This is a genomic window from Caulobacter sp. CCH9-E1, assembly GCF_001556515.1.
GTDB lineage: Bacteria > Pseudomonadota > Alphaproteobacteria > Caulobacterales > Caulobacteraceae > Caulobacter.
This window is the reverse complement of record NZ_LSJA01000038.1, coordinates 56,371-82,299: the sequence shown is the minus strand read 5'-3', so window position 1 is coordinate 82,299 and position 25,929 is coordinate 56,371. Positions and strand designations below refer to the sequence as shown.

Here is a 25,929-nt window from a genome sequence, read left to right as displayed (position 1 = left end):
CTGCCGACGAAGCTGACCGCGCGGATCAGCGGGGGGGTCAGGATGGCGTCGACGGCGCTCTTGTCGCCATGGACCACGTTCAGCACCCCGGCGGGCGCCCCGGCCTCCATCATCAGCTCGGCCAGCTTGACCGGCACGGTCGGGTCCTTTTCGGACGGCTTGAGGATGAAGCTGTTGCCGACGGCGATGCTGATGCCGAACATCCACATCGGGATCATGGCCGGAAAGTTGAACGGGGTGATGCCCGCGCAGACGCCCAGCGGCTGGCGCATCGAATAGACGTCGATGCCGGGACCGGCGCCCTCGGTATATTCCCCCTTCAGGATGTGGGGGATGCCGCAGGCGAACTCGATGACCTCGAGGCCCCGCTGGATGTCGCCCTTGGCGTCGGCGATGACCTTGCCGTGCTCGGACGACAGGATCTCGGCCAGGGCGTTCATGTCGCGCTCGATCAGGCGCTTGAACTCGAACATCACCCGGGCGCGACGCTGCGGATTGGTCTGGGCCCAGCCGACCTGGGCCTTGGCGGCGACCTGAACGGCCGCGTCCAGCTCGGCGTCGGTCGCGAACTGGACGCGCGCTTGGACCTCGCCGGTGTTGGGATTGAAGACGTCGCCGTAGCGGCCGGAGGTTCCGACCAGGGCTTGGCCGTTCACGAAATGGGCGATGTCTCGCATGATGCGCTCCCTAACGCTTGTTTTGCGCGTCAATAGCATCCCCGGCCCGAGCCGTACCGCGCGAAATTATGCCGCCTTACTCCGCATCGACGTGGACCCGTCGGAAGCGGCCTTGCAGATAGACCAGCGGCTCATGATCCGGGTCGTAGCGTAGCTTCACGACCCGCCCGACATAGACCCGGTGATCCCCGGCGTCGAAGCTGTGATGCGTCTCGCACTCGAAGTTGGCCATGCAGCCGGGTAGGATCGGCACGCCGGTGCGCCAGGTCTCGGTCTCGACGCCGGTGAAGCGGTCGATGTCCTTTTGCACGAACTGGCGGGCCAGCGCCTGATGCTCGGCGTGCAGGACGTTGACGGCGAAGCGGCCGGCCGCGTCCAGCGCCGGCAGGCTGGCCGACTTCAGGTCGACGCAGATCAGCGCCAGCGGCGGATCCAGCGAGACGGACGTGAAGGAGTTGGCGGTCAGGCCCACGCGGCCGCCATCGACGCCGATCGTAGTGACGACCGTGACGCCGGTCGTGAAGCATCCGAACGCGTTGCGCAGGGCGCGGGCGTCGTGGACGCCGCCTTCTCCCAGCTCGATCGTGACCGCCCTACTCATCGCCTTAGCAGTGGGCCAAAGCGATGGCGGGAGCAAGCCGGCGCGCGCCGCGGATCAAGCGAAGGTCGCCTTGAGGATCTTTTCCAGCCACGCCTGGTCGGTCTCGTCAAAGGCGGCGGGCTTGTCGGAGTCGACGTCGAACACGGCGATCAGCTGGCCGGCCTTGTCGAACACCGGGACCACCACTTCGCTTTCCGAGCGGCTATCGCAGGCGATGTGGCCGGGGAAGGCGTGGACGTCGGGCACCAGCTGGGTCTGGCCCGTCTCGGCCGCCGCTCCGCAGACGCCGCGCCCAAACGCGATGCGCAGGCAGCCCAGCGTGCCCTGATAGGGCCCGACGACCAGCTCGCGCGGCTTGGCCGGATCGACGACATAGAAGCCGGTCCAGAAATAGTGGTCGAAGCTGCTCGCCAGCATCGAGGCCACCGTCGCCATGCGGGCGGTCAGGTTGGTCTCGCCGTCCAGCACGGAGGCGATCTCGCCGGCGACCTCGGCATAGCGGGTCGCCTTGTCGGCGGAGAGGGTGATGTCGTTGAACGCTTCGGCCATGCCGCGGATATAGCGCGGCCGGCGCGGGATGCGAGGGGGAAGTGGCTTGGGCCCTAACGAAAGCGACGCTTAAGCCGGCGGCCCCGCCGTCAGCGGCCAGCCGACGATCATGCGTTCGAAATCGACATAGGGAATGGTCTCGGCGTCGAACTCGAGGTCGGCGGCGATCGCCGGCAGGTCGGCCGTGAAGGCAGGTCATGGATGCCGTATCGGCATTCGCCGATCAGCCCTTACAGCTTGTCGATGCGGGTCTGGCCGCCGTCGTCGAGCTCCATGGCCGGTCGGGGACGTCTCAGAACTCCTCCCACTCGCCGGGCCGCGAGCTGGGCGCGACCTTCAGGGCGTTCGAGCCCTGGACGTAGCGCTGGCGGAAGGTCTCGCGGGTGGGGGCGGCGACCGTCGGGCGTTGCGGCGGCGCGGCCGGACGACGCTCGGGGCGGCCGGGCATCTCGTGGATCTCGGCCCCAACCTGGAAGCGGCCGATCAGGCGCTCCAGCTCGGCGGCCTCCTGCGACAGGGCGTGGCTGGCGGCGGTCGACTGCTCGACCATGGCCGCGTTCTGCTGGGTGACCTGGTCCATCTGGTTCACGGCCTGGTTCACCTCGGCCAGGCCCACGGCCTGCTCCTTGGATGAGGCGGCGATCTCGCCGACCAGCTCGTTGATCTCCGCCACCTGCACCAGGATCTCGCGCAGCGTGTCGCCGGTCTCGCCGACCAGCTTGACGCCCTTGCCGACCTGGTCGGTCGAGGCGGTGATCAGGCCCTTGATCTCCTTGGCCGCGTCGGCCGAGCGCTGGGCCAGGGCCCGCACTTCCTGGGCCACGACCGCGAAGCCGCGCCCCGCCTCGCCCGCCCGCGCGGCCTCGACCCCGGCGTTCAGGGCCAGGAGATTGGTCTGGAAGGCGATCTCGTCGATGACGCCGATGATCTGGGTGATCGATTGCGAGGACTTCTCGATGCCGCTCATGGCCTCGACCGCCTCCTTGACCACCGCGCCGCTGCGTTCGGCGGCGGCCTTGGCGCTGATTGTCACCTGGCGCGCCCGCTCGGCCCCCTCGGAGCTGCGCCGGACGGTGGCGGTGATCTGGTCGAGGGCGGCGGCGGTCTGCTCCAGGCCCGCGGCCTGGCGCTCGGTGCGCTGCGAGAGGTCGTCGGCGGCGCTGCTGATCTCGGCGCAGCCGCTTCGGATGCTGCGCGCGGCGTTGAGGATGCCGGCCATGGTCGCCTGCAGGCTCTCGACGGCGGCGTTGAAGTCGCGCGGCATCTTCACCGCCTCGCCGTCGAAGTCGTCCTCGCGCATGCGCCAGATCAGGTCGCCGTCAACCAGTCGCTCCATGCCCTCGCCCAGCGTGTGGACGGCGCGGGCCTGGGCCGCGGCGAAGGCCTCGGCCTCCTCGGCGTGGCGACGACGCTCGACCTCGGCGGCGGCCCGTTCGGCCTCCTGCTCGGCGCGGCGGCGCTGGCCGTCGGCCAGGTCATGGCGGAAGCCGTCGAGGGCGCGGGCGATGGCGGCGATCTCGTCGCCGCCTTCGATGCCCGGAACGGCGTCGTCGTAGCGGCCGGCGCTGAGCTTGTCGACGCTGCGGGTCAGGCCGGTGAGCGGCTTCTTGACCAAGGCCGCGCTGGCGAAGAACAGGGCCGCCAGCACCGCCAGGGTGATGACCAGACCGCCGATGAACAAAATCCGCGCCAGCTGGTCGGCCGGACCGGTGATCGCCGCCAGCGGCACGTCCATCACCAGGGCCCAGGTGGTGTTCAGGGCCGGCATCGGCACGGGGCGGACGATCCGGGCCATCGGCACGCCGTCGGCGACCACGCCCTTGACCTCGACCGCCTCGCCGCCGGCCAGCACCGCCTGAACCTGGTCGGCGCCCGGATCGTCATAGGCGGCCATGCGCTTGGCCGGATCGGGGTGGGCCACCCACTTGCCGCTCGGCGACAGCATCATCACCCGGCCGCCGCCCAGTGGCTTCATCGCCCCCAGCTTGCGCGAAAGGCTGTCGAGCGCCAGGTCCAGGCCCGCCACGCCGATGAACCGGCCGTTGGAGGTCACCGGGTAGACGATCGAGGTCATCAGCACCGACTTGCCGGCCACGTCGTAGGGATAGGGCTCCACGACCGCGGCGCGGCCGGTCTTCTTGGGAATGGCGTAATAGGGTTGGCTGTATTCGTCGCCCTGATCCAGGGGCTGGAAGATCACCTTGTCGCCGTCATGCACCCAGTAAGGCTGGAAGTTGCCGACCTTGTTGGAGCCCATGGCCGTATTGCCGGCCAGCTCGGCGTCCTTGCCGTCGAAGCCGTTCGGTTCGGCCATGAACCAGCTGCCCAGCACCATGTCCGAGGACTCGGCGTTGGGCTTCAGCATCTCGATCACGGTCTTGCGGTCGGTCATGCCGGCCTGGTGGGCCGCGCCGATCGAGACGGCCATCGACCGCGCGGTCGACTCCACTCGCCCGATGTCCGCCTGCGCCGTCTGAATGGCGTCGTCGGCGACCGCGCCTGCATAGCGGTTGGTCAGGCCCGAGACGATGGCGCTGGTGTGCGAGGACACGGTCGCCGCCGCCGCGATCAGCAGCAGGCCAATCGCAAGCCCCGCCACGAGGATCAGTTTCCAGGCGATCGTCAACCGACGAAACGGCTTCATGCGAGATCTCCGGCCGCGAACATGGCTGTTACCCTGTCTTCGCTACCGAATCCTAACCGCCCGTTAACCACGTTCGCCAAGCGCGCGCCTGCGACAATGCGCGCGTCTTTTTCGCCCCTTTCAGCGCCCGAAACGGGCTTTCACCGGCGCATAGCTGTCCCACACCTGGCCATCGCTGACCGAACGCAGCAGCTTGACGTACTCGGCGTGACTCCAGGCTAGGGGCGTGGCGGAATCGGTCCCCTCGCCGCGCACGTAGCCGTGGGCGCTGGCCGCGCCGACGCCGTCCCAGACCTGTTCGGGGATCAGCAGGCCGTCATTGGCGAACAGCTCCATCGCCCGCACATAGGTGTCGCGGACCTTCTTCACCGCGGCCGCGTCCGGCTTGCCCGAGACGCCGGCCAGGGCGAGCTCGTAGTGGCCGCGCTCGCCGGTGAAGATCGGCCACACGCGGCCGCGCTGACCGGGACGCATCTGGCCGCCTTCGCCATAGTTGGCGCCGGTCTTCACGTCCTCCCCGTAGCCGTCGACGCCGTAGCGCCGCCAACCGGGGAAAGTCCCCGTCTCGCCCGCGAAGGTGAAGTCGTAGCGGACGCGATAGAGGTCCTCCATCGCCTGGTCATCGATCTTGGGCAGGCTGGCCACGATGGCCGGATCGTCGGCGCGGCGCACGCCGTAGCGGACGAGCTCCAGGAAGCCGGCGTCCAGCATCTTGTCCTCGGGGACGGCGGCCTGACCGTTGCGCTCCTCGACGGGGCTCTTGTTGTCCGGATCCTGGTCGCTGTTCAGGCGCAGATAGTAGTGGCCGTCGCCGAACGTTCCCTTGGTCGTGACCATGCGGGCTTCGACCTTGGCGGAGTAGTCGTCGGCCGTCTGGCGGTACAGAGTCGCCGAAGCCTTGTCGCCGGCCGCTTCGGCGATGTCGCCGGCGACCACCAGGCCTGCGATCACGGCGGCGGTCGTCGAGGGGGAATAGCCGCCCTGCTCTTCCCAGCGCTCCTGCTGGGTGAACGGCGGGGTGATGGTGGCGCTGTTCCAGCCGAGGCCAACCTTACCGCCCTTCACGAGGAAGTCGGCCGCCGGCTTCAGCATGCGACCGTAATAGGCCTTGAGTTCGGTCTCCGGCAGCCAGCCCAGCTTCCACAGTTTCCAGCCCAGCATGATCGGCATGGCGGTCTGGTCCAGCTGGACGCCGACCCATTCGGGCGTTCCGTCGACGTGCGACTTCTGCAGGAACCAGCCGCCGACGCCGGTGTTGCCGGGCGTCTTCGGACCGACCTGCACGGTGGGCAGGTAATGGAACGCCGCCAGCGGCGTCTGCTGGTCGCCCAGCGCCGCCAGGGCCATGGCGCACTGGTAGAAGTCGCGCGGCCAGACGGCCTTGTAGCCGGTCGAGGACTGGGTGGCGTCGACCGTGTCGCCCCAGGGGTTCGACAGCGAGGCGATCAGGGCCCCGGCGTGGGTGCGGTCCTCTTGCACCTTCAGCATCAGGGCCGAGGCCTGGAGCAGCTTGCCGCCGTCCTCGGACGCCTCGCGCAGGCGCGGCAGCTCCGAGAGCGAGGCCAAGTAGTCTTCCCAGCCGACGCGCGCGCCCTCGCCGTTGAAGCGGGCCAGCACCTCGGCGTAGCCGGTCTTCAGCGTGGCCGAGGCGCCCGCGTCGGCGGCCTTGGCGTCGGGGCCAAAGCCGATGGCGAAGTCGAAGGTCTCTTCCTTGGCGACCGCCGGCAGCTGGGCGGTCAGCACGATCGCGCCTCTCCCCGAGGTCGTGGTGGCCTCCAGGCCGGCCAGGGCGTCGCCGCCTTGCAACGTGCTGGCCGAAGCCTTGGCGAAGGGCGCGGCGCCCTTCAGGCTTAGATGCGCCTTCCCTTCGAAAGCGGTCAGGGCCGTCATTGAGGCGTCCCCCGTATCACCGCCGCCGGTATTGGCCATGTGCGGCTCCAGCACCAGGGTCGGGGTCACGGGCCCCTTCAGCGCCTTGACGGTGACCCGCACGAACAGGCTGTCGCGGTCCGGATCGGTGAAGATCCGCTTCTCGATGACGAAGCGACCCTGCTTGTCGGTGGTGGTGATCTTGTATGCCGGCGACAGCGGCCGGCCGGCGCCGTCGACGTGCAGATATTCGGTCTTGGCCGTGGTGTCCGCGCCCTCGACCGCCAGGCCGGTCGGCGTCTGGACGGCGATGCGCATCTGCTTGATCTGGGCCTCGTGGATCAGGCCGTACATGGTCTCGGTCAGCACCCCATCAGCGATCGAGAACCAGACCTTGGACACAGCGCCCGTCGGCCCGCCGGGCCTGTAGGCGCCGTCGACATAGGCCTCGTACGCGGCGCCGACGCCGGTCTTGGCGGCGTAGGCCCAGGTCGTGGCCGGCCCGGCGGCGTGGGCGGCGCTGGCGAGGGCGGTGGCGGCCGAGGCCAGGGCGAACAGTTTCAGGCGGCGCATGGCGAGGACCTCGTCAGGCTTGGAGAAAACAAGGGATCAGGCGGGCTTGGCGTCGCGAACCGCGAAGGTCGCCAGGGCCGCGATGAGGAGGGAGCTCGCGCCCAGAACGAGCGCGTAGATGGCCTGGCCGCCGAAGAAGGTCTTCAGCAGCAGGCCCAGCACCGTCGCCGCCAGGAGCTGGGGAATGACGATGAAGAAATTGAAGATCCCCATGTAGACGCCCATCTTCCGGGCCGGCAGGGCGCCGGCCAGGATCGAGTACGGGGCCGACAGGATCGAGCTCCAGGCGAAGCCGACGCCGATCATGCCGATCCACAGCAGGCCCGGCTGGCGGATCAGCAGGAAGGACAACAGGCCCAGCGCGCCCAGAGTCAGGCACGCGGCGTGGCTGACCTTGCGGCTGGAGATCTTGACCATCAGCGGGATCAGCAGCGCCGCCAGGGCCGCGACGCCGTTGTAGACGGCGAACAGCACGCCGACCCAGTCCGCGCCGTTGTTATAGGCCTTCGACGCGGTGTCGGCGGCCCCGAAGTGGACCGCCGCCACGGCGGGCGTCGTGTAGATCCACATGGCGAACAGGCCAAACCACGAGAAGAACTGCACCACCGCCAGCTGGCGCATGGTGATCGGCATGCGGAAGGCGTCCTCGAGCACCTCGGAGAAGCCGTTGTCGGTTAGGCCCAGGCGCTTGAACCGCGCCCCGGCGACGCCCGCCACGCCGAACGCCATCAGCAAGCCCGCCAGGACGTAGAGCTCCTTCTCCAGCCCCGCCCACCAGACGACGAGGGCCAGCGCCGCGCCCAGCAAAACGCCGCCGACGCCCAGGGCGATGTAGGCGTTGATCGAGGGCGCCGGCTCCTGACGCGGGCCAAAGCCCCTCGCCTCCTCGGCCTCGAAGACCAGCAACTGTTCGGGCGGATATTCGCGGGTCGTGAAGACCGTCCACATCACCGCCAGCAACAGCCCCGCGCCGCCGGCGTAGAAGGCGATCCGCACCGCGTCGGGGATCTGGCCCGCCGGGGCGACATTGGACACCTGGAACCAGTTGGTCAGCATCCACGGCAGGGCCGAGGCCAGCACCGCGCCGAGGCCGATGAAGAAGCTCTGCATGGCGTAGCCGGTCGCCCGCTGCTCGTCGGGCAGGTTGTCGCCGACGAGGGCTCGGAACGGCTCCATGGTCACGTTGATCGAGGCGTCCATGATCCACAACGCCGCCGCCGCGACCCACAGGGTGGGCGAGTTCGGCATGACCAGGAGGCCCAGGGTCGTCAGGATCGCGCCCCAGAAGAAGTAAGGCCGTCGGCGGCCCAGACGCCCCCAGGTCCTGTCGCTGAAATGGCCGATGATCGGCTGAACCAGCAGGCCCGTGGCCGGCGCGGCGATCCACAGGATCGCCAGATGGTTCACGTCGACGCCCAGGGTCTGGAAGATGCGGCTGGTGTTGGCGTTCTGCAGGCCGAAGCCGATCTGGATTCCGAAGAATCCAAAGCACATGTTCCAGATCTGCAGGAAAGTCAGCCTCTGCCTGGCCATCCGTCTCCGCCCCGCCGGGATCGGTTGGACCCGATCCGTTTTCTCAATATTTTGCACAAACTGCGCGCGATGCATTTGCACATGACCGTCAGCGCGTTGCAACGATAAACAAGGGTTTTGTCGATATTTTGCGCCATCACGCCTCAAGGCCGCTGACCCAACCCTCGCCGCGCCGGTCAATAATTTGCATGATTTTTCAGTGCGCTCGGGAGCATCGTCCTCGGCCGCGCGGCGGTTGCAAATCTCGCCGAACATGGCCTTATGGCCAATGAAAAACTTTGCAGAAATGTTTGCGGCGACGCGTTGAGGGACGGGGGTTAGGTGAGCAGGGGCGCGACACGACTTGAGGACCTGGCCAAGCTGGCCGGGGTTTCGATCTCCACCGCCTCGCGGGCGCTGAACGACAGCCCGGCGGTGAACCAGCGCACCAAGCAGCTGATCTGGAAGCTGGCGCGCGAGATGGACTATCCGTTCCGCCGCTACATGCCCGCCGGCCCGATCGGCGCCGAGGCCACGATCGCGCTCGTCACGCCTCGCCCCCAGGGCCGCGACAGCGGCATGTCCGACCCGTTCTTCCTCGAATTGCTGGCGGGCGTCGGCGAGGCGGCCAAGGAGCGCGGCTGCGACGTCATCCTCAGCCACATCGCGCCGGCCAATTTCGAGGATCTGGCGGCGGCGATGAACACCAGCCGGGCCGAGGGGGTGATCTTCCTGGGCCAGAGCTCGCTGCACGCGGCCTTCAACCGCCTGGCCGAGACCGAGACCCGCTTCGTGGTCTGGGGCGCGCAGTTCCCCGACCAGAACTACTGCTCGGTCGGCTCGGACAACATCCAGGGCGGCCGCCGCGCGACGCTCCACCTGGCGCGCCTGGGCCGCAAGCGCATCGTCTTCCTGGGCGACACCGAGGCGCCCGAGGCCATGCACCGCCACCGCGGCTATCTGGAGGCCCTGGAGCAGGCCAAGCTGGGCGTCGATCCGGACCTGATCGTCCCCGCCCACTTCGAGGTGGAGTCGGCCGAGGCCGCCGTCGACAGCCTGATCCACCACGGCATCCAGTTCGACGGCGTGGTCGCCGCGTCCGACCTGATTGCCCTGGGCGCCATCCGGGCGCTGAAGCACGCCGGCCTGTCGGTTCCGGGCGACGTCTCGGTGATGGGCTTCGACAATGTCCCCTTCAGCCGCTACGCCAGCCCGGCGCTCTCGACCATCGCCCAGGACACCGCCAAGGCTGGCCGGCTGATGGTCTCCAAGCTGCTCGACAGCGGCGAGCGCGCCAGCCGCTCCGAGCGCGTGCCGACGGATTTGATCATTCGGGAGAGCTGCGGGGGCTAGGCGCGCCGCGCGATCAGCCCCGCGCACGGCGGCATCTCGCCGTCGACGCCCAGGTTGACGCCGTCGAGCAAGGCCCAGCCGTCGGGCAACGACCAGGCGACCGGCTCGTGGCCCAGATTGAAAGCCAGCAGCAAAGCGTCCGCCCCCTCGCCCCGCTGGAAGATCAGCAGCGGGCTGTTGGTGTCGAGAAAGGTGATCGCGCCCGTCCGCAGCGCCGGGTGGCTGCGGCGCAAGGCGATCAGGCGGCGGGCGACGTGCAGGGTCGAGTTCGGATCCGCCTCCTGCGCGTCGACGGCCAGCGCCATGTGCTCGGGATCGACCGGCAGCCACGGCTCGACGGCCGAGAAGCCGGCGTTCAGCGCATGAGCTTGCCAGGGCATCGGCGTGCGAGCCCCATCGCGGCCCAGGGTCTGCGGCCAGTTGGCGATGGCTTCCGGATCCTGCAGCCGCTCGAACGGGACGTTGGCCTGGGGCAGGCCCAGCTCCTCGCCCTGATAGACGAAAACGTTGCCGCGCAGGCCCATCAGCAGCAGCAGGCACATCTCGGCGAAGGCCTTGCGGTCGCGCCCCTCGGCCCAGCGCGACACCGCGCGCGGCGCGTCGTGGTTCGAGAAGGTCCAGGAGGGCCAGCCCTCCCCGTCCGCGCCCGGCCACATGGCCGCGCCCTTGGGGATCATGTCGCCGGTCAACTTGTCGGCGTAGAGATAGAGGAAGCCATAGGCGCTGTTCAGCCGGTCGTTGCCGGCCGTGAACAGCTTCATCTCGCGGTCGGCGTGATCGCCGCCGACCTCGGCCACCGAGAACCGCCCGCCCGCCGCGTCGGTCAACGCCCGGATGCGGCTGAGGAACTTCGGAATGTCGGCGTGGCTCTGGTTGTGGATCTTGTCCTGGAAGTCGAACGGTCGCGTGCGCTTGCCGCCCGGCGGCAGCGGCGGATTGTCGGTCAGCGCCGGGTCGTGCATCGAGAAGTTGATGGCGTCGAAGCGGAAGCCGTCCACGCCCTTGTCGATCCAGAACTGGGTGACCGCCAGCAAGGCGTCCTGGACCGCCGGATTGTGCAGGTTCAGTTGCGGCTGGCTGCTGAGGAAGTTGTGCATGTAGTACTGGCCGCGCCGGGCGTCCCAGGTCCAGGCTGGGCCGCCGAACACCGACTGCCAGTTGCTGGGCGGGCTGCCGTCGGGCTTGGCGTCGGCCCAGACGAACCATTCGGCCTTGGCGTTGGCCCGGTCCTGGCGGCTCTCGGCGAACCAGGGGTGCTCCTCCGAGGTGTGCGAGAAGACCAGATCGATGATGATCTTCAGGTCCAGGGCGTGGGCCTTGGCGACCAGGGCGTCGAAATCAGCCAGGGTCCCGAAGATCGGATCGACGTCGCGATAGTCCGAGACGTCGTAGCCGAAGTCCTTCATCGGCGACTTGAAGAACGGCGACAGCCACACGCCCTCGACGCCGAGCGAGGCGATGTGCTCGAGCCGCGCGGTGATCCCCGGCAGGTCGCCGACGCCGTCGCCGTTCGAGTCGGCGAAGCTGCGCGGATAGACCTGATAGATCACCGCGCCCCGCCACCACTCGCTCATCAAGGTCTCCGCAGGGGGCTTGGCTAGAACTTCAACGGTCACGGTCGTCCCTCGGAAACGCATAGCATGTAGTCGAGCGGCGCAAGCTCGATGGAATAGCTGCCCGGCGCGTTGGCGCGAGGCGAACAGGCGCCGTGCAGCGAACGCCACGACGCCGAACCAGCCTCGACCGGCACGTTCGCCCTGATCGGCTTGTCGCCGGTGTTGAAGACGGCCAGAACCTCGGTCCCCGCCAGCAGGCGCGAGAAGGCGAAGAGGCCGGGCTGCGGGTCAGCGACGCGCGTCACCTGGCGACCCTCGCGCAGGGCCGGCGTCGTGGCCCGCAGGCGAGCCAGCTCGGCGATGCGGCGGTAGAGCACGGAGTTGGAATCGAAGGCCGATCTTGGCCCCTTCGCCGACACCCCGATCAGGCGGTTGTCGTTGTAGCTGGCGACCCGGCTTTCGAACATGTCCTCGCGGGAGTCGGCATAGTCGCCATCGCCGGTGAAGCCCTGCTCGTCGCCGTAATAGATCGTCGGGACGCCGCGGGCGGTGAGCAGAATGGCGTTGCCCAGGCTCGCTCTCGCGAGCAGCTCCTCGTCGCCGATCCCGGGCCGGGCCTTTTGCAGGAACCAGCCGATGCGGCCCATGTCATGGTTGCCCAGGAAGGTCGGCAGCTGGCGCGCAGTCGCCTCGCCACCTTCGTAGACGGAATCGGCGGCAAAGACGCGCGCCAGGCGCTCGGGGCCCGCCTTGCCCGTGACGACATCGGTCACCGCCGCCTGGAAGGCGAAGTCCAGAACCGCCGGCAGCTTGTCGACCCGCGTGTGGCTGGCCAGGATCGCGGCGTCGGCGTCGAAGACCTCGCCGAAGATGTGGAAGTTCGGGATCCCCTTGGCCTTGGCGCGCGCCAGCATCGCGGGAACGAAGGCTTGCCAGAATTTCGGGTCCACGTGGCGGGCGGTGTCGATGCGGAAGCCGTCGATCCCGAAGTCGTCGATCCACTGGCCGTAGACCTCGATGAAGCCCTGCACGACGCGCGGGTTCTCGGTGAAGACGTCGTCCAGGGTGGCGAAGTCGCCCAGCAGCGAGCTCTCGCCCGCGAACGTGCTCTCGCCCCGGTTATGATAGTAGATCGGGTCGTTCAGCCAGTCGGGCGCCTTGGCGTGCTCCTGGCCCGGCGGAACGAACGGCGCATAGGCCCAGTCCGGCCGCGTCAGCTTGCTGAAGTCCTTGCCCTCGAAGCCGGCGTTGATCGCTGACCCCGCCGCCCCGCCCTTCCGCGTGTAGGGGTAGTCGGCGATGCTTCGATAGGGACAACGGCCGTCCGGGCGCTCGCGATACTGGATCACGTCGGCCGTGTGGTTCACGACGATGTCCATATAGACCTTCAGGCCCCGCGCGTGGGCCGCGTCGACCAGGGCCTTGAAGTCGGCCTTGGTCCCGAAGTGCGGATCGACATCGGTGAAGTCGGTGATCCAGTAGCCGTGATGCGCCGCCGACTCTTGTCCCGGCGCGCCCTGCACCGCCTTGTTCGTGAAGATCGGCGCCAGCCAGATCGCCGTCGCGCCCAGGCCCTGGATGTAGTCCAGCCGGCGGGCCGCGCCCTTCAGGTCGCCGCCGTGATAGAAGCCGGCGCGCGTCGGATCGAAGCCGTCGACCAGCGCCCCCCGGTCCGGGCCGCCATGGTCATTGGTCGGGTCGCCGTTCTCGAAGCGGTCGGGCAGCAGGAAATAGATCACCTCGTCCTGCGGCTTGCGCTGCAGGTAGGGCGCCGGCGCGGCGAAGGCCGAAGCGGCCAGGGCGCTCAGACCCAGCGCGGCCAGCAGCGTGCGTCGCCAAGGCGTCATGATCGACATCGCTCCCTCCCCGCGCCCGGTTCAGCGCCGGACCGCCATTGCAACTCTTTGCAAGAATTTGCAGGGACGGGCCAGCCGTGTCAATCCGGGTTGTCAGACCAATTTGCAGCGATTTTCCGCCAGAGCACGCCGCGATAAGTGGGGCAAATAAGCCACATATCGCCGTCAGCACGGGACATCGAGAGCCTCTCCAGCGATCGTTTGCACTTTTTTGGGTTGATTACAGCGGATTAATTTGCAGTAATTTTCACCAACGGCCCGCCGCATCATCAAAGCGCAGAGCCGGACAGGGAGGGTGAGACTCATGAACACTGCAATTTCGCGCCGCCGCGCCTGGCTGATGACCGGTGGGGCCACGGGTCTGGCGCTGACCTTCGCGCTGGCCGGTTCGGCCCAGGCGCAGACCGCCGCCCCCGCGCAACAGGACAACGCCCAGGTCGAGGAAGTCGTCGTCACCGGCATCCGCCGCGGCATCGAAGGCGCCATCTCGCTGAAGAAGAGCTCGACCTCGATCGTCGAAGCCGTCTCGGCCGAGGACATCGGCAAGCTGCCCGACATGTCGATCGCCGAGTCGATCGCGCGCCTGCCCGGCCTGACCGCCCAACGCCTGGACGGCCGCGGCCAGGTCATCTCGATCCGGGGCCTCGCGCCCGACTTCACCACCGCCCTGCTGAACGGCCGCGAGCAGGTCTCGACCGGCGACAACCGCGGGGTCGAGTTCGACCAGTACCCCTCGGAACTGCTGAGCGCCGTCGTGGTCTACAAGACCCCCGACGCCAGCCTGATCGGCCAGGGCCTGGCCGGCACCGCCGACATGCGCACCGTGCGCCCGCTGGCCTTCGGCAAGCGCGCCCTGGCCGTCGGCGCCCGCTACGAGTGGAATGACATCGGCGCCCTGAACGCCGGGACCAAGTCGCACGGCAACCGCCTCAGCATCTCGTACATCGACCAGTTCATGGACGGTAAGCTGGGTCTGGCGCTGGGCTACGCCCACATGGAGTCGCCCTATCAGGCCGAGCGCTGGAATTCGTGGGGCTATCCGACCGACGCTTCCGGCAATCTGGTGATCGGCGGCGCCAAGCCCTACGTGCAGTCCAGCATGCTCAAGCGCGACGGCTTTATGGGCGTGGTCGAGTTCGCGCCGACCGATCGCTTCACCTCGTCGCTGGACGTCTTCTATTCGGAGTTCAACAACCACCAGATCCAGCGCGGCGTCGAGCTACCTCTGGTCTGGGGCGGCATTCCGCTGACCAATTCGAAGGTCTCGAACGGCATGGTCGTCGGCGGCGCCTTCAACGGCGTCAAGGGCGTGGTCCGCAACGACGGCAACGACCGCGACGCGACGATCAAGTCGCTGGGCTGGAACAACAAGTGGGAGATGGGCGACGCCTGGACCCTGGTCACCGACCTCTCCTGGTCCAAGGTCGAGCGCACCGACCAGGTCGTCGAGTCCTATTCGGGCACGGGCCGCGCCGGCGTCGGCGCCACCGACAACATGACCTTCATGATGGACGGCGACGGCAAGGCGATCTTCACCTCGACCCTGAACTACGCCGACGCGGGCCAGATCAAGCTGACCAGCCCGCAAGGCTGGGGCGGCGACATCATCACTGGCGGTCAGGACGGCTATCTGAACCAGCCGACCATCGAGGACGAGCTGAAGACCGGCCGCTTCTCGATCACCCGCGCGCTCGACCAGGGCCTCTCCAGCGTCGAGCTGGGCGCCAGCTACAGCGAGCGCACCAAGGGCCTGGTGAACGACGAATGGTTCCTGCGCGCCAAGGGCTCGCCGGCCAGCGTCGCCATCCCCTCGTCAGCCATCGTCGGCAACACCTCGCTGGGCTTCATTGGCCTCGGCAATGTGATCAGCTACGACCCGTTCGCCCTGATCCGCTCGGGCGCCTACGACCTGGTCCGCAACCCGAACGCCGACGTGCTGGTCAAGAGCTGGGACGTCGAGGAGAAGGTCGCGATCGGCTACCTGAAGGCCAATATCGACGCCGATCTCGGCGGCGTGCCGGTCACCGGCAACTTCGGCTTCCAGGTCGTCCACACCGACCAGGGCTCGACCGCCCTGGGCGCCAGCGGCACCGGCAGCGGCGTCGTTCGCGCCAACCTGTCGGGCGGCAAGAAATATGTCGACTTCCTGCCCAGCGTGAACCTGCGCTTCGCCCTGCCGGCGGAACAGAGCCTGCGCTTCGCCGTGGCTCGCACCCTGGCCCGTCCGCGCATGGACCAGATGCGCGCCAGCAAGACCTTCAGCTACGACCAGGCCAAGGCCGGCAACAGCAACATCAACTTCTCGCCCTGGAGCGGGACGGGCGGCAATCCGGAGCTGGAGCCCTGGCGAGCCGACTCGTATGACGTCTCGTACGAGAAGTATTTCGGCCGCCAGGCCTACGTCTCGCTGGCCGCCTTCTACAAGGACCTGAAGACCTACGTTTACGACCAGAGCGTCATCTTCGACTTCACCGGCTTCCCGATCGGCGGCGGGCCAGAGCCGGCGACGCGCCTGGGTCTCGTCACCACGCCGCAGAACGGCAAGGGCGGCTCGGTCAAGGGCGTCGAGTTCGCCGCCTCGATGCCGGGCGCCCTGCTGACCCCGATCCTCGACGGCTTCGGCGCCACCTTCAGCGCCTCCTACACCGACAGCTCGATCCAACCGAACCCGAACGACAAGAGCTCGACGATCCCGGGCCTGTCGAAGACCGTCGCCAACCTGACGGTCTACTATGAAAAGAACGGCTTCTCGTTCCGGATCAGCGATCGCTATCGCTCCAAGTTCCTGGGCGAGGTCACCGGCTTCGGCAACGGCCGCAACTATCGGATGGTCAAGGGCGAGTCCGTCATCGACAGCCAGATCGGCTACACCTTCAACGAAGGTCCGATGCAGGGCCTGTCGGTGCTGGCCCAGGTCAACAACCTGACCGACGAGCCGTTCACCACCTACCAGAACAACGACCAGCGCCAGGTGATCGACTACCAGCGCTACGGCCGCACCTACCTGATCGGCCTGTCCTACAAGTTCTAGCCGCCTATCCCTCCCCTAAGCCTTGAGCCCTCGCCGGTCCTGCCCGGCGAGGGTTTTCTTTTTGGCCGGCCTAGAGCTTCTCCGCCCGCTCGGCGGCGCGGCGCTTGACGACGCTGAACACCAGGGGCAGCAACTCCCAGCTGAAGGCGCCGACCGCGAAGCCGAACAGATAGGGTTCGCGCACCGCGGGCCATGGGATGACCGGCAGCGCCGCCTTGACGAGAAACGCCGCGACGATGACGGCCGAACCGGCCGCGCAGGCCAGACGGATCGTCAGGTCGCGCAGGTTCGCGCGCTCGGCCACGCTCAGCGCGCCGATCTGCACCAGGCCGTAGACGGCCACGCCGCCTAGCGCGCCCACGATCGCGCGCAGGCGATCGGGATCGATGTCCATCGAGGCCTCCTCCAGCCCGGGATCTTGGGGTGACGGCTCAAGGGTGTTCCGCTCTTCGCGCCGCGGCCGCGGCTGCGCTCGGAACGCCCTCGCCGTTAACGACTCTGCCCATCGGCGAGGCCGGAGTCGACTCGCTTCAGAGGACCATGCGTCCGCATTTGACGTCGAGTCGCCCAAAGATGTTCCAGTGGAGAAACGGAACAAATTGAGAACAAAACGCCGCGACAGCCAAGCTTGCGCAGTCATAGCCGTGGGGGAGCGTGGTAGGCCCGGAGGGACTCGAACCCCCAACCAGACCGTTATGAGCGGTCGGCTCTAACCATTGAGCTACAGGCCCGCGCGGAGTCGCTTCACGGCGCACGCGAGCCGGCGGATTAGCACGGGCCGAACGCGGCTTAAAGGTCCGGTTCAGGTTGGAGCTGTCATCAGGGAACCATAGCTGTCCGGCCACGCTTCGCCTGCGCCGGACAGATCTGGAGAACAATGATGACCAACACCGCCCGCCGCCCCGCCAAACTGATGGCCGCCTTAGTCGCCCCCGCCCTGATGGGCGGCGCCCTCCTGATGGGCGCGGCCGCGCCGGCCCTGGCCCAGACCAGCGCCGAAAGCGCCTTCAAAGCCACGACCTTCAACCTGTCGGCCTATGGCGAGACCCGCGTAGCGCCCGACATGGCCACCATCACCCTGGGCGTGCAGACGGAAGCCCCGACCGCCGGCGAGGCCCTGAAGGCCAACGGCGCGCGGATGAACCAGGCCATGGCCGCCCTGAAGAAGGCCGGGATCGCCGAGCGCGACATCCAGACCTCGAACCTGAACCTGAACGCCCAGTACGCCTATGAGCAGAACCAACCGCCGAAGCTGACCGGCTACCAGGCCTCGAACCAGGTGACGATCACCGTGCGCGATCTCGCCAAGCTGGGCGCGACGGTGGACGCCGCCGTCGGCGCGGGCGCCAACACCGTCAACGGCATCGGCTTTGGCCTGACGAACCCGCAAGCGGCCGAGGACGCCGCGCGGCTGGAGGCGGTGAAGGCCCTGCAGGCCAAGGCCGAGCTCTATGGCCGCGCCACCGGCTACAAGGCCGTGCGTCTGGTCAATCTGAGCGAAGGCGGCGGCTACACGCCCCCCTCCCCGCCGATGCCGGTGTTCGCCATGGCCAAGCGCGAGATGGCCGACTCGACCAGCATCTCGGCCGGCGAGCTGAAGGTGCGGGTGGACGTCAGCGCGGTCTACGAGGCGGCGCGGTAGGCGGCTTCTTCTCCGTGTCATCCCGGATAGCCTCTTCGAGGCTTCCGGGATGACACGAGCTTTTTGGTGCTAGAACCCGGCCTTCTCGAAGGCTTGCTCGGCGCGTTCCTTGATCTCCAGGCCCGGCAGGGCGCGTTCGCCCTCCATGACGGCCACGTAGCTCAGGCCGCGCTGGGGCTTGCCCTCGCCGGTCGGGACGGGACCGACGGCCCAACCCACGGTGTTGTTTCCAGTCGTCGGGCAGCTGGTGAAGCGGGCCGGCTTGCCCAGCCCCGCCTTCAGCACGTCGGCCGCGGTCGTGGTCTCGCCCTGGCAGGTCGGTAGGTTGCGCGAGCAGGTGATGTAGCCGCCGCCGCGCCAGACGGTGCGTCCTTGCGCGTCGGCGACGATCACGCAGGTCGAGGGGGAGCCGATCGACTTGCCGATCGCCTGGGTCAGGACGGCCTCGTCGATGTCGGCGGGCAGCTTCGCCGAGCAGGCCGAAAGGCCCGCGGCGGCGATGGCGACGAGGGCCAGGCGGCGGGCCATGCGTCAGGCCGCCTTCTTGATCAGATTGCCTTCGTCCAGCAGCACGACGGTCGGGGCGTAGTTGCGCGCCTCTTCGGCCGGCATCTGGCAGTAGGTCACGACGATGACGAGGTCGTTCTTCTGCACCAGGCGCGCGGCCGCGCCGTTGACGCCGATGACCTTCGAGCCGCGCGGAGCCTCGATGGCGTAGGTGGTGAAGCGGGCGCCGTTGGTGATGTTCAGCACGTCGACCTGCTCGTTCGGCAGGATGCCCGAGGCGTCCAGCAGATCGCGATCGATGGCGATCGAGCCTTCGTAATCGAGGTCGGCCTGGGTCACCGTGGCGCGGTGCAGCTTAGCCTTCAGCATGGTGAGCAGCATGGCGGAGTGTCTATCCCTTTGATTGGATGAGATATTTAGGGCCGCCACACACAAGGCCCAACGATCAGCTCCCGCCATATAGCCATGACGCCGGCGCGATTCAATCGCACCGCAACATGACGTAACGGCAGATCGGGCGACAGCCTGGGGCGGCGAGCCCAGGCCTACAGCTTGTAGCCGCCCGCCTGGAGCTTGGTGAAGACCGCCTTGGTGATCTTCACATAGCCCTTGTTCGGATCGCGGAAGTACAGCGGGTCCTTGGTCCGCGTCGGGTCGAAGCCGTCGCCGACCAGGTCGACCTTGCGATACTTGAAGGTCCCGGTCGTCTCGATCGCCTGCTGCAGCCGCAGGAAGATCGGCCGCGCATAGCTGGGCAGGTGCTCGTCGACATGCTGGGCGAAGGCCGCCAGATCGAATTGCGGATCGGTGACCAGCGCGGCCATGCCGGCCTTGCCGTCCAGGTCGCCGACCGGGACCCCATAGACATTGACCTCGAGCACGTGCTCGACGGCGGCCAGACGCTCGGCCACCTCGCTGGTGGCGACGTTCTCGCCCTTCCAGCGGAAGGTGTCGCCGATGCGATCGACGAAATAGATGTAGCCGTCGCTGTCCACCCGCATCAGGTCGCCGGTGCGGAACCACGAGTCGCCCTTCTGGAAGACGTCGCGCAGCACCTTCTTCTCGGTAGCGGCCTTGTCGGCGTAGCCGACAAAGTTCGAGCGGGCGTCATTGGCGATATGGCCGATGCACTCGCCGACCTCGCCGGGCGCGCACTCGATGCAGCAGCCGTCGGGGCCGCGCACGGGCGTCTCGGTCTCGACGTCGAACTTGACGACGCGAATGTTGAACTTGCTGCGCAGGTAGCCTGGCACCCGCCCGATCGCGCCGCGTCGGCCGTCGAAGTTGAACAGCGAGACATTGCCCTCGGTCGCGCCGTAGAACTCCAGCACCTCGCCGACCTTGAAGCGGTCCAGCATGTCGTCCCAGACGTCGGGCCGCAGGCCGTTGCCGAAGATCAGCCGGATCTTGTGGGCGCGTTCCAGCTCGTGTTCGGGCTGGTTGGCCAGATAGCGGCATAGCTCGCCGATATAGACGAACATGGTGCAGTTCTCGGCGACCACCTCGGGCCAGAAATGGCTGGTCGAGAACTTCTTGCGCAGCACGATCGAACCGCCGTTCAGGAAGGCCGCGCCCAGGGCGCAGAGACCGCCGGTGGCGTGATAGAGCGGCAAGGTCACATAGATGCGGTCGCTCTCCTTGGCCCCGGTCGAGCCGGCGAAGCCGCGCATGTAGAGCTGGGCGCGCATGTGCGTGATGCGCGCGGCCTTGGGCATGCCGGTGGTGCCGCTGGTGAAGATGTAGAGCGCGGTGTCCCGGGCGGTGATGCCTTCGCGTGCGGTGACGCGGTCTGGCCGCAGCTGGCTGCAGCTCTTCAGCGCCTTGACCAGATCGCGCTGCTCGCCGTGGACCGGGCCCAGCACCCATTGCTGCATATGGCGCTCCAGGCGGCCCTTCACGTCCTCGAAGCAGGGCGAGGTCTCGGGATCGACGATGCAATGCAGCGCCTGCGAGATGTTCAGGCAGTGAGCCAGGGCCGCGCCGGTCAGCTGGTTGTTGATCAGGGCCGTGGCGACCCCAACCTTGGTCAGGCCGTACCAGACCGCGAAATATTCCAGGCGGTTGGGCATGAAGAGCGCGACCGTCTGCCCGCGCGTCAGCCCCTGCCCCTTGGCCCAGTGGGCGTAGCGGTTGGCCATGGCGTCCAGCTCGGCGTAGCTGATCGTCTTGCCTTCGAAGGTGATGGCCGGGCGATCGCTCCACTTGTCGACGGCCGCCTCGATGTCGTCGCAGATCAGATTGGCGCTGTCGGGAGCAATGGAGTTCACGCGCTTGAGTGTCCGGACCAACCCCTTCAGGAACTTGACCTCTCGACGGATCTTCTGGCGCAAACGCATTCTGCTCTCCCTTCAAACAACCATTGGAGAGCGCCGGGCGAGCGGTCAAGCGGCCGTTCGCCGCATCGCAAAACGAACGCCGTTCCGGGTTTGCCGTCATCGGCCGATCCGGAACCGCACCTCGTTTCGCCTCAGATCCAACGCGACCTTGTCAAAGTTTCTAAGCACGTCGGCGCCGATCACGAGGGCCGGACGGTCCTGCAGCCCCCAATATTCGAAGGTGTGGATCGGCCCGATCACGATAGGCAGGCTGCGCAGCGTCATGGGCCCGAGCGTGAGGCTCGAGAGCACGGCCGAACGCCCCTGCAGGACCTGACCGGTCACGCTGACCAGCTCGGACGGCCCCAGGCCGCCCACCAGCCCGTTTCCGCGGCGCGCGGCCTCCAGCAGGGCGATGTTGCCGGCGGTTGTCGTCGAGCCGCTGTCAATGAAGGCGATGACCCGGTGGCTCGGGATCGAGGCGTCGATGAGGATGAGGCCACTGCGCAGGAGCTTGGACTTCACGATCACCGTCTGTTCGTCCGGGATCGGCAAGGCCTCGCCCACGACCATGCGCCGCCGTCCGAAGTCGAGCAGCAGGCTGGCCTGGCCCAGCCACTCCAATCCGAGCACTCCATCCATGCGCAGCTGGGCGCGCGGCAAGACGGCGACGAGCATGTCGCGGCGTTCGCGCTTGCCCACCGAGAGGCTCGAGACGCGCACCATGCTCACGGCCTGGGCTCCGGCGATGCTGTGCAGCCGCCCGCTCTCCCGACGCGCCAGACCCAGTTGATCGGCGAGTTCGGTGGAGATCACAGAGGTCGTCGCCCCCGTATCGACGAGGAAAGCGAAGGGCCCCTGCCCGTTGACGAAGGCCTGGACGGTCAGGCGATTGGCGGCGTCCAGATAGCGCAGCGGATCGGCGTCATCGGCGCTAGGCCGCTGGAAGGCGTGGGCCGCGCCAGTGGGCAGCGCCGTCGCCGCCAAGCCCCCGATCAGCGCGCGGCGCGCCGCATCCTGCAAATCCATGCGCTTCCTCCCCAAGAGGAAGCTATCGTCCCGGGACGGACGACGCCAGATAGCGCCGTTCTCTAGCCCGCGGCCAGGCGGCGCTGGTCGTCGCGAGCGGCCTTCAGCTTCTCGGCCACCAGGAAGGCCAGTTCCAGCGCCTGCTCGCCGTTCAGGCGCGGGTCGCAGTGCGTGTGATAGCGGTCGGCGAGCTCCGTCTCCGAGACCGCGCGGGCGCCGCCCAGGCATTCGGTGACGTTCTGGCCGGTCATCTCCAGGTGGACGCCGCCGGGGTGCACGCCCTCGGACTGGGCGATTTCCACGAAGCTCTTCACTTCGGAGAGGATCCGGTCGAACGGGCGGGTCTTGTAGCCGGTCGAGGCCTTCAGCGTGTTGCCGTGCATCGGGTCGGTCGCCCAGACCACCGAACGGCCGGCGCTCTTGGTCGCCCGCATCAGGCGCGGCAGGCGATCGGCGATCTTGTCCGAGCCGAAGCGGCCGTACAGGGTCAGGCGGCCCGGCTCGTTGTTCGGGTTCAGGACGTCGATCAGGCGCAGCAGGTCGTCGCCCTCCATGGTCGGGCCGCACTTCAGGCCGATCGGGTTCTTCACGCCGCGCATGAACTCGACGTGGGCGCCGTCCAGCTGACGGGTGCGCTCGCCGATCCAAAGCAGGTGGGCGCTGGTGTCGTACCAGTCGCCCGAGGTGCTATCGACGCGAGTCATGGCTTCCTCGAAGCCCAGCAGCAGGGCCTCGTGGCTGGTGAAGAACTCGACGCGACGCAGGTCGGGCTGGGTGTCGGGCGTGACGCCGACGGCCGCCATGAAGGTCAGGGCCTCGGAGATCTTCTCGGACAGTTCGCGATAGCGCGCGCCCTGCGGGCTGTCGCCGACGAAGCCCAGGGTCCAACGGTGGATGTTGTAGAGGTCGGCGTAACCACCGCTGGCGAAGGCGCGCAGCAGGTTCAGCGTCGCGGCCGACTGGCCGTAGGCCTTCAGCAGGCGGTCGGGATCGGGAACCCGCTCGGCCTCGTTGAAGTCCATGCCGTTGATGATGTCGCCGCGGTAGGACGGCAGGGTCACGTCGCCCTGGACCTCGGTCGGCTCCGAGCGCGGCTTGGCGAACTGGCCGGCGATGCGGCCCACCTTCACCACCGGCTTGCCCCCGGCGAAGGTCAGCACCACCGCCATCTGCAGGATCAAGCGGAAGGTGTCGCGGATATTGTCGGCGTGGAATTCCTTGAAGCTCTCGGCGCAGTCGCCGCCCTGCAGCAGGAAGGCCCGCCCCTCCGCGACATCGCCCAGCAGGCTCTTCAGGCGGCGCGCCTCGCCGGCGAAGACCAGCGGCGGCATCTGGCGCAGCGTCTGCTCGACCCGCTCTACAGCGCCCGCGTCCGGATAGTCGGCGGGGATGTGCTTGGCGGGTTTGGCTCTCCAGGCGGCGGGGGTCCAGCGGGCGGTCATGACAGGCTCAACAGCAACAAGGGGCGGCGTAGATACCGCGAATGGAACCGAAAGGCAAAATCGTGCGATCGATGCGCGCCGATCCGGCCAGATGAGGAATTTCGTTATCGCGCTATCGCGACGAAGCGCTGGATTTTTGCGCAACGCCGCAGGCGATGACGGTCAAAGCGCCGAGGGCCAGCCACCACTCCTGCCAGACCCCGAAGCTGAAACCGCTGACCACCAGATAGGACACCGCCGCGCCGGCCGCCATGGCGCCGTCGCGCCGGTTCGTTTCGGTCCAGCTCAGGACGCCATACAGGATCCAGGCGTAGAAGGCGGCCGCCATGGCCGCGCCGAACGCGCCCAGCTCCAGCCAGATCTGCAGGGGCGCGTTATGGGTGTGCAGCGGGATGGCCGCGCCAAAGGTGCGGCTGGCGTCGATCCCCCACCCGCGCATCGGGTGCTCCAGGATGCGGTCGGTGGCGAAGGCCCAGATGTTCAGGCGATGATCCCACGAGGGCGGAACCAGCGCATGCAGCCAGGCGACAAAGCCTGACTTCTGGCCCCACAGCATCGCCATCGGCGCGAAGATGAAGGCCGCGGAGACCAGCGGGATCAGGACCCGTACGACGGGTTTGCCGATGAACCGCACGCCCAGCCAGACCAGCCCGCCCAGCAGCAGGGCGACGACCGGGGCGTCCGCGCCCGTCAGGTGCGCGCCGACCAGGACCAGCACGAACAGGATCGCCGTCAGGCTGTTGCGCCCCTTGAGGGTCGAGGCGCCCAGCACGCGCGCGCAGGGCCACAGCAGGAGGACCAGCGGATAGGTCCCCATCGACACCTTCACCATCGCCAGATCGGGCGTCAGGGGATCGCCGCTGGCCTGGCGGACCGCCTGATAGATCTTGGCGCCCAGCACGCCGTCCAGGCAGGTGACCAGCGCCAGCAGCGCGGCGCAGGCCAGCATCACCCGGGACGCCAAGCGCGTCGAGCGCGTCGACATCTGGCCCAGCATGGCGACCGCGGCGCCATAGAGTCCTAGTTGCAGGAACAGCTTGAAGGCCGTGAAGCTCTCGACCGCGCCGAACTTCTTGAGCCTCGCCGGATCCGGCAGGGCCGGCGTCCAGTTCAGGCTGATCAGCGACCACAGCGCCAGCAGCGCCAGGGCGAACATGGGCAAGAGCGGCGGCCGCGATCGGAAGAGGCCCGGCGCGGCCAGCAGGCCGACGAGGCTGAGCAAAGCGGCGAACTGCTTGGGCGCCAGGTAGCCCAGCAGCGGCGTCATCACCATCATGAAGACAGCGAGGCCGCCCAGCCAGCGGGTGCGGCGCTCCGCAGCGTCCGGCAGGACGCCCGCCTCAGTCATCCCACCCCGCCGACTTCGACTGGCACGTATTTCTCGCGCATCGTCACCAGCTCTTCGGCCAGCGTGGGGTGCACGGCGCAGGTGGAGTCCCACTGCGGCTTGGTCACGCCCATCTTCACGGCGATGGCGGCCATCTGGATGATCTCGGGCGAGTCAGGGCCCACCACGTGAACGCCCACGACCTTCTGGTCGTCGGCCTTAACCACCAGCTTGATCAGGCACCGCTCCTGCCCCCCATAGAAGGTGATCTTCATCGGACGGAACACCGAGCGATAGATGTCGACCGCGCCGAACGCGTGCCGCGCCTCGGCCTCGCTCATGCCGACCGCGCCGACCGGCGGCTGCGAGAACACCGCCGAGGCGACCATGTCGTGATCGAAGGTCGTGGGGTTGTCGTAGAACTCGGTCTGGGCGAAGGCCGCGCCCTCGCGAATCGCCACCGGCGTCAGGTTGATCCGGTCGGTGACGTCGCCGACAGCCCAGATGCTGTCGACATTGGTCTTGGAATAGGCGTCCACGGCGATGGCGCCGCGCTCGTTCAGCTTCACGCCCGCCTTCTCGAGGCCCAGGCCCTGGACGTAGGGCTCGCGGCCGGTGGCGAACATCACCGCCTCGGTCTCGAAGGTCAGGTCGTTGTTCAGGACGCTGAGCAGCGCGCCGTCTTCCTGCTTTTCGATGCGGGTGTGCGAGCAGCCCAGCACGACCTTGACGCCCCGCTTGCCCAGCTCGTCGGCGAGGTGGGCGCGGACGTCGTCGTCGAAGCCGCGCAGGATGTTGGCGCCGCGATAGAGCAGCGTCGTCTCGACGCCCAGCCCCGCGAAGATGCCGGCGAACTCGACCGCGATATAGCCGCCGCCGACGATCATGATGCTTTTGGGCAGCGTCGGCAGGTGGAACGCCTCATCCGAGGTGATGCCGAACTCCGCGCCGGGAAACTCCGGCTTCACCGGACGACCGCCCGTGGCGATCAGGATCTTCCGGGCGGTATAGGTCCCCGCGTCGTCGGACCCATCCTTGGGCAGCACCTCGACGGTGTGGGCGTCGACGACCTGGGCGCGGCCGTGGAGCAGATCCGCGCCAGCCTTCTGAAGGTTGGTGACGTAGATCCCCGACAGGCGGGCGATCTCGACGTCCTTGTCGTGCAGGAATTTCTTCCAGTCGAACTTGGCGTCCTCGAACGTCCAGCCATAGCCCTTGGCTGTCTTCAGCTGGCTGGTGACCTCGCTGGCGTAGACCATGAACTTCTTGGGCACGCAGCCGCGGATCACGCAGGTGCCGCCGACCCGGTACTCCTCGGCCACGCCGACCTTGGCGCCGCTCATGGCGGCCAGGCGGGCTGCGCGCACGCCGCCCGAGCCCGCGCCGATGACGAAGAGATCATAGTCGTAGTCAGCCATCACCGGCCTCCGAACCTAAGCGTGGGGC

17 protein-coding genes, 1 tRNA gene and 2 pseudogenes are annotated in these 25,929 nt (G+C 67.9%); 3 read left to right on the top strand and 17 right to left on the bottom strand.

The annotated features are described in order from the left end of the window. The 6 genes from AX690_RS02260 to AX690_RS02235 form a co-directional block, all read right to left on the bottom strand. The coding region (locus tag AX690_RS02260) for an aldehyde dehydrogenase family protein (RefSeq protein ID WP_156449534.1) at positions 1–677 on the bottom strand (677 nt) is incomplete at its 3' end. A gap of 76 nt (positions 678–753) precedes the next feature. Next, positions 754–1,278, bottom strand: a complete 525-nt coding sequence (locus tag AX690_RS02255; RefSeq protein ID WP_066682723.1) for a flavin reductase family protein — start codon at positions 1,276–1,278, stop codon at positions 754–756. Positions 1,279–1,332: 54 nt separating this feature from the next. Then, positions 1,333–1,827 (bottom strand): GAF domain-containing protein, encoded by a 495-nt coding sequence (locus AX690_RS02250; protein WP_066682721.1) that lies wholly within the window; start codon positions 1,825–1,827, stop codon positions 1,333–1,335. Positions 1,828–2,119: 292 nt separating this feature from the next. Further along, on the bottom strand, positions 2,120–4,471 hold the full coding sequence (locus AX690_RS02245; protein ID WP_066682718.1) for a methyl-accepting chemotaxis protein: 2,352 nt from the start codon (positions 4,469–4,471) through the stop codon (positions 2,120–2,122). Between the two features lie 120 nt (positions 4,472–4,591). Next, the gene (locus AX690_RS02240; protein WP_066682717.1) at positions 4,592–6,913 is read right to left on the bottom strand and encodes a glucan 1,4-alpha-glucosidase; all 2,322 of its coding nucleotides are present in this window, start codon (positions 6,911–6,913) and stop codon (positions 4,592–4,594) included. 36 nt (positions 6,914–6,949) lie between these two features. Beyond that, the gene (locus tag AX690_RS02235) at positions 6,950–8,446 is read right to left on the bottom strand and encodes an MFS transporter (RefSeq protein WP_082769451.1); all 1,497 of its coding nucleotides are present in this window, start codon (positions 8,444–8,446) and stop codon (positions 6,950–6,952) included. A 253-nt stretch (positions 8,447–8,699) separates the two neighbouring features. On the opposite strand from AX690_RS02235, the pseudogene AX690_RS02230 reads away from it, so the two are divergent. Further along, positions 8,700–9,778, top strand: a pseudogene (locus tag AX690_RS02230) (LacI family DNA-binding transcriptional regulator). Here the strand turns inward: AX690_RS02230 and AX690_RS02225 are convergent. Then, positions 9,775–11,415: an alpha-amylase family glycosyl hydrolase gene (locus tag AX690_RS02225; RefSeq protein WP_082769450.1), complete on the bottom strand. Its 1,641-nt coding sequence runs from the start codon at positions 11,413–11,415 to the stop codon at positions 9,775–9,777. The pseudogene AX690_RS02230 and the gene AX690_RS02225 overlap by 4 nt on opposite strands. Further along, on the bottom strand, positions 11,391–13,190 hold the full coding sequence (locus AX690_RS02220) for an alpha-amylase family glycosyl hydrolase (protein WP_082769449.1): 1,800 nt from the start codon (positions 13,188–13,190) through the stop codon (positions 11,391–11,393). Before AX690_RS02220 ends, AX690_RS02225 begins: the two co-directional genes overlap by 25 nt. Positions 13,191–13,494: 304 nt before the next feature. On the opposite strand from AX690_RS02220, the gene AX690_RS02215 reads away from it, so the two are divergent. Beyond that, positions 13,495–16,221, top strand: coding sequence for a TonB-dependent receptor (locus tag AX690_RS02215; protein ID WP_066682710.1), 2,727 nt, complete (start codon positions 13,495–13,497; stop codon positions 16,219–16,221). A gap of 163 nt (positions 16,222–16,384) precedes the next feature. On the opposite strand, the pseudogene AX690_RS02210 reads toward AX690_RS02215, so the two are convergent. Both AX690_RS02210 and AX690_RS02205 read right to left on the bottom strand, forming a co-directional pair. After that, positions 16,385–16,615 (bottom strand): annotated as a pseudogene (locus AX690_RS02210) (hypothetical protein); the annotation flags it as partial. Between the two features lie 261 nt (positions 16,616–16,876). Next, positions 16,877–16,952 (bottom strand) — tRNA-Ile (locus AX690_RS02205). Between the two features lie 149 nt (positions 16,953–17,101). Here AX690_RS02205 and AX690_RS02200 point away from each other — a divergent pair. Further along, a complete protein-coding gene (locus AX690_RS02200) occupies positions 17,102–17,863 on the top strand; it encodes an SIMPL domain-containing protein (protein ID WP_066682736.1) in 762 nt (253 codons plus the stop codon). 69 nt (positions 17,864–17,932) lie between these two features. Here the strand turns inward: AX690_RS02200 and AX690_RS02195 are convergent, their stop codons facing one another. The 7 genes from AX690_RS02195 to gor all read right to left on the bottom strand — a co-directional run bounded on the left by AX690_RS02195 (position 17,933) and on the right by gor (position 25,901). Beyond that, positions 17,933–18,391 carry a hypothetical protein gene (locus tag AX690_RS02195; RefSeq protein WP_066682705.1) on the bottom strand — a complete coding sequence of 153 codons (459 nt, stop codon included), beginning with the start codon at positions 18,389–18,391 and terminating at the stop codon, positions 17,933–17,935. A gap of 3 nt (positions 18,392–18,394) precedes the next feature. Then, complete coding sequence (gene panD / locus AX690_RS02190) at positions 18,395–18,751, bottom strand: aspartate 1-decarboxylase (protein WP_010920154.1); 357 nt, start codon at positions 18,749–18,751, stop codon at positions 18,395–18,397. 164 nt (positions 18,752–18,915) lie between these two features. Next, positions 18,916–20,706: a long-chain-acyl-CoA synthetase gene (locus tag AX690_RS02185; RefSeq protein ID WP_066682702.1), complete on the bottom strand. Its 1,791-nt coding sequence runs from the start codon at positions 20,704–20,706 to the stop codon at positions 18,916–18,918. Positions 20,707–20,802: 96 nt separating this feature from the next. Then, on the bottom strand, positions 20,803–21,714 hold the full coding sequence (locus tag AX690_RS02180; RefSeq protein WP_066682700.1) for an aspartyl protease family protein: 912 nt from the start codon (positions 21,712–21,714) through the stop codon (positions 20,803–20,805). 62 nt (positions 21,715–21,776) lie between these two features. Continuing rightward, entirely contained in the window at positions 21,777–23,156 is a 1,380-nt protein-coding gene (locus AX690_RS02175; RefSeq protein WP_066682698.1) for a class II 3-deoxy-7-phosphoheptulonate synthase, read from the bottom strand. A gap of 112 nt (positions 23,157–23,268) precedes the next feature. Further along, the gene (locus tag AX690_RS22635; RefSeq protein ID WP_066682696.1) at positions 23,269–24,504 is read right to left on the bottom strand and encodes an O-antigen ligase; all 1,236 of its coding nucleotides are present in this window, start codon (positions 24,502–24,504) and stop codon (positions 23,269–23,271) included. Next, positions 24,501–25,901 carry a glutathione-disulfide reductase gene (gor, locus tag AX690_RS02165; RefSeq protein ID WP_066682695.1) on the bottom strand — a complete coding sequence of 467 codons (1,401 nt, stop codon included), beginning with the start codon at positions 25,899–25,901 and terminating at the stop codon, positions 24,501–24,503. The genes AX690_RS22635 and gor overlap by 4 nt, the downstream gene beginning before the upstream one ends. Between the last annotated feature and the right edge of the window lie 28 nt (positions 25,902–25,929).

What these genes read in the sequence shown, in the direction of transcription:
- AX690_RS02255 (WP_066682723.1), bottom strand. Translation starts at nt 1,278, where the DNA reads ATGAGTAGGGCGGTCACGATCGAGCTGGGAGAAGGCGGCGTCCACGAC.
- AX690_RS02250 (WP_066682721.1), bottom strand. Translation starts at nt 1,827, where the DNA reads ATGGCCGAAGCGTTCAACGACATCACCCTCTCCGCCGACAAGGCGACC.
- AX690_RS02245 (WP_066682718.1), bottom strand. Translation starts at nt 4,471, where the DNA reads ATGAAGCCGTTTCGTCGGTTGACGATCGCCTGGAAACTGATCCTCGTG.
- AX690_RS02240 (WP_066682717.1), bottom strand. Translation starts at nt 6,913, where the DNA reads ATGCGCCGCCTGAAACTGTTCGCCCTGGCCTCGGCCGCCACCGCCCTC.
- AX690_RS02235 (WP_082769451.1), bottom strand. Translation starts at nt 8,446, where the DNA reads ATGGCCAGGCAGAGGCTGACTTTCCTGCAGATCTGGAACATGTGCTTT.
- AX690_RS02225 (WP_082769450.1), bottom strand. Translation starts at nt 11,415, where the DNA reads ATGCGTTTCCGAGGGACGACCGTGACCGTTGAAGTTCTAGCCAAGCCC.
- AX690_RS02220 (WP_082769449.1), bottom strand. Translation starts at nt 13,190, where the DNA reads ATGTCGATCATGACGCCTTGGCGACGCACGCTGCTGGCCGCGCTGGGT.
- AX690_RS02215 (WP_066682710.1), top strand. Translation starts at nt 13,495, where the DNA reads ATGAACACTGCAATTTCGCGCCGCCGCGCCTGGCTGATGACCGGTGGG.
- AX690_RS02200 (WP_066682736.1), top strand. Translation starts at nt 17,102, where the DNA reads ATGACCAACACCGCCCGCCGCCCCGCCAAACTGATGGCCGCCTTAGTC.
- AX690_RS02195 (WP_066682705.1), bottom strand. Translation starts at nt 18,391, where the DNA reads ATGGCCCGCCGCCTGGCCCTCGTCGCCATCGCCGCCGCGGGCCTTTCG.
- panD (WP_010920154.1), bottom strand. Translation starts at nt 18,751, where the DNA reads ATGCTGCTCACCATGCTGAAGGCTAAGCTGCACCGCGCCACGGTGACC.
- AX690_RS02185 (WP_066682702.1), bottom strand. Translation starts at nt 20,706, where the DNA reads ATGCGTTTGCGCCAGAAGATCCGTCGAGAGGTCAAGTTCCTGAAGGGG.
- AX690_RS02180 (WP_066682700.1), bottom strand. Translation starts at nt 21,714, where the DNA reads ATGGATTTGCAGGATGCGGCGCGCCGCGCGCTGATCGGGGGCTTGGCG.
- AX690_RS02175 (WP_066682698.1), bottom strand. Translation starts at nt 23,156, where the DNA reads ATGACCGCCCGCTGGACCCCCGCCGCCTGGAGAGCCAAACCCGCCAAG.
- AX690_RS22635 (WP_066682696.1), bottom strand. Translation starts at nt 24,504, where the DNA reads ATGACTGAGGCGGGCGTCCTGCCGGACGCTGCGGAGCGCCGCACCCGC.
- gor (WP_066682695.1), bottom strand. Translation starts at nt 25,901, where the DNA reads ATGGCTGACTACGACTATGATCTCTTCGTCATCGGCGCGGGCTCGGGC.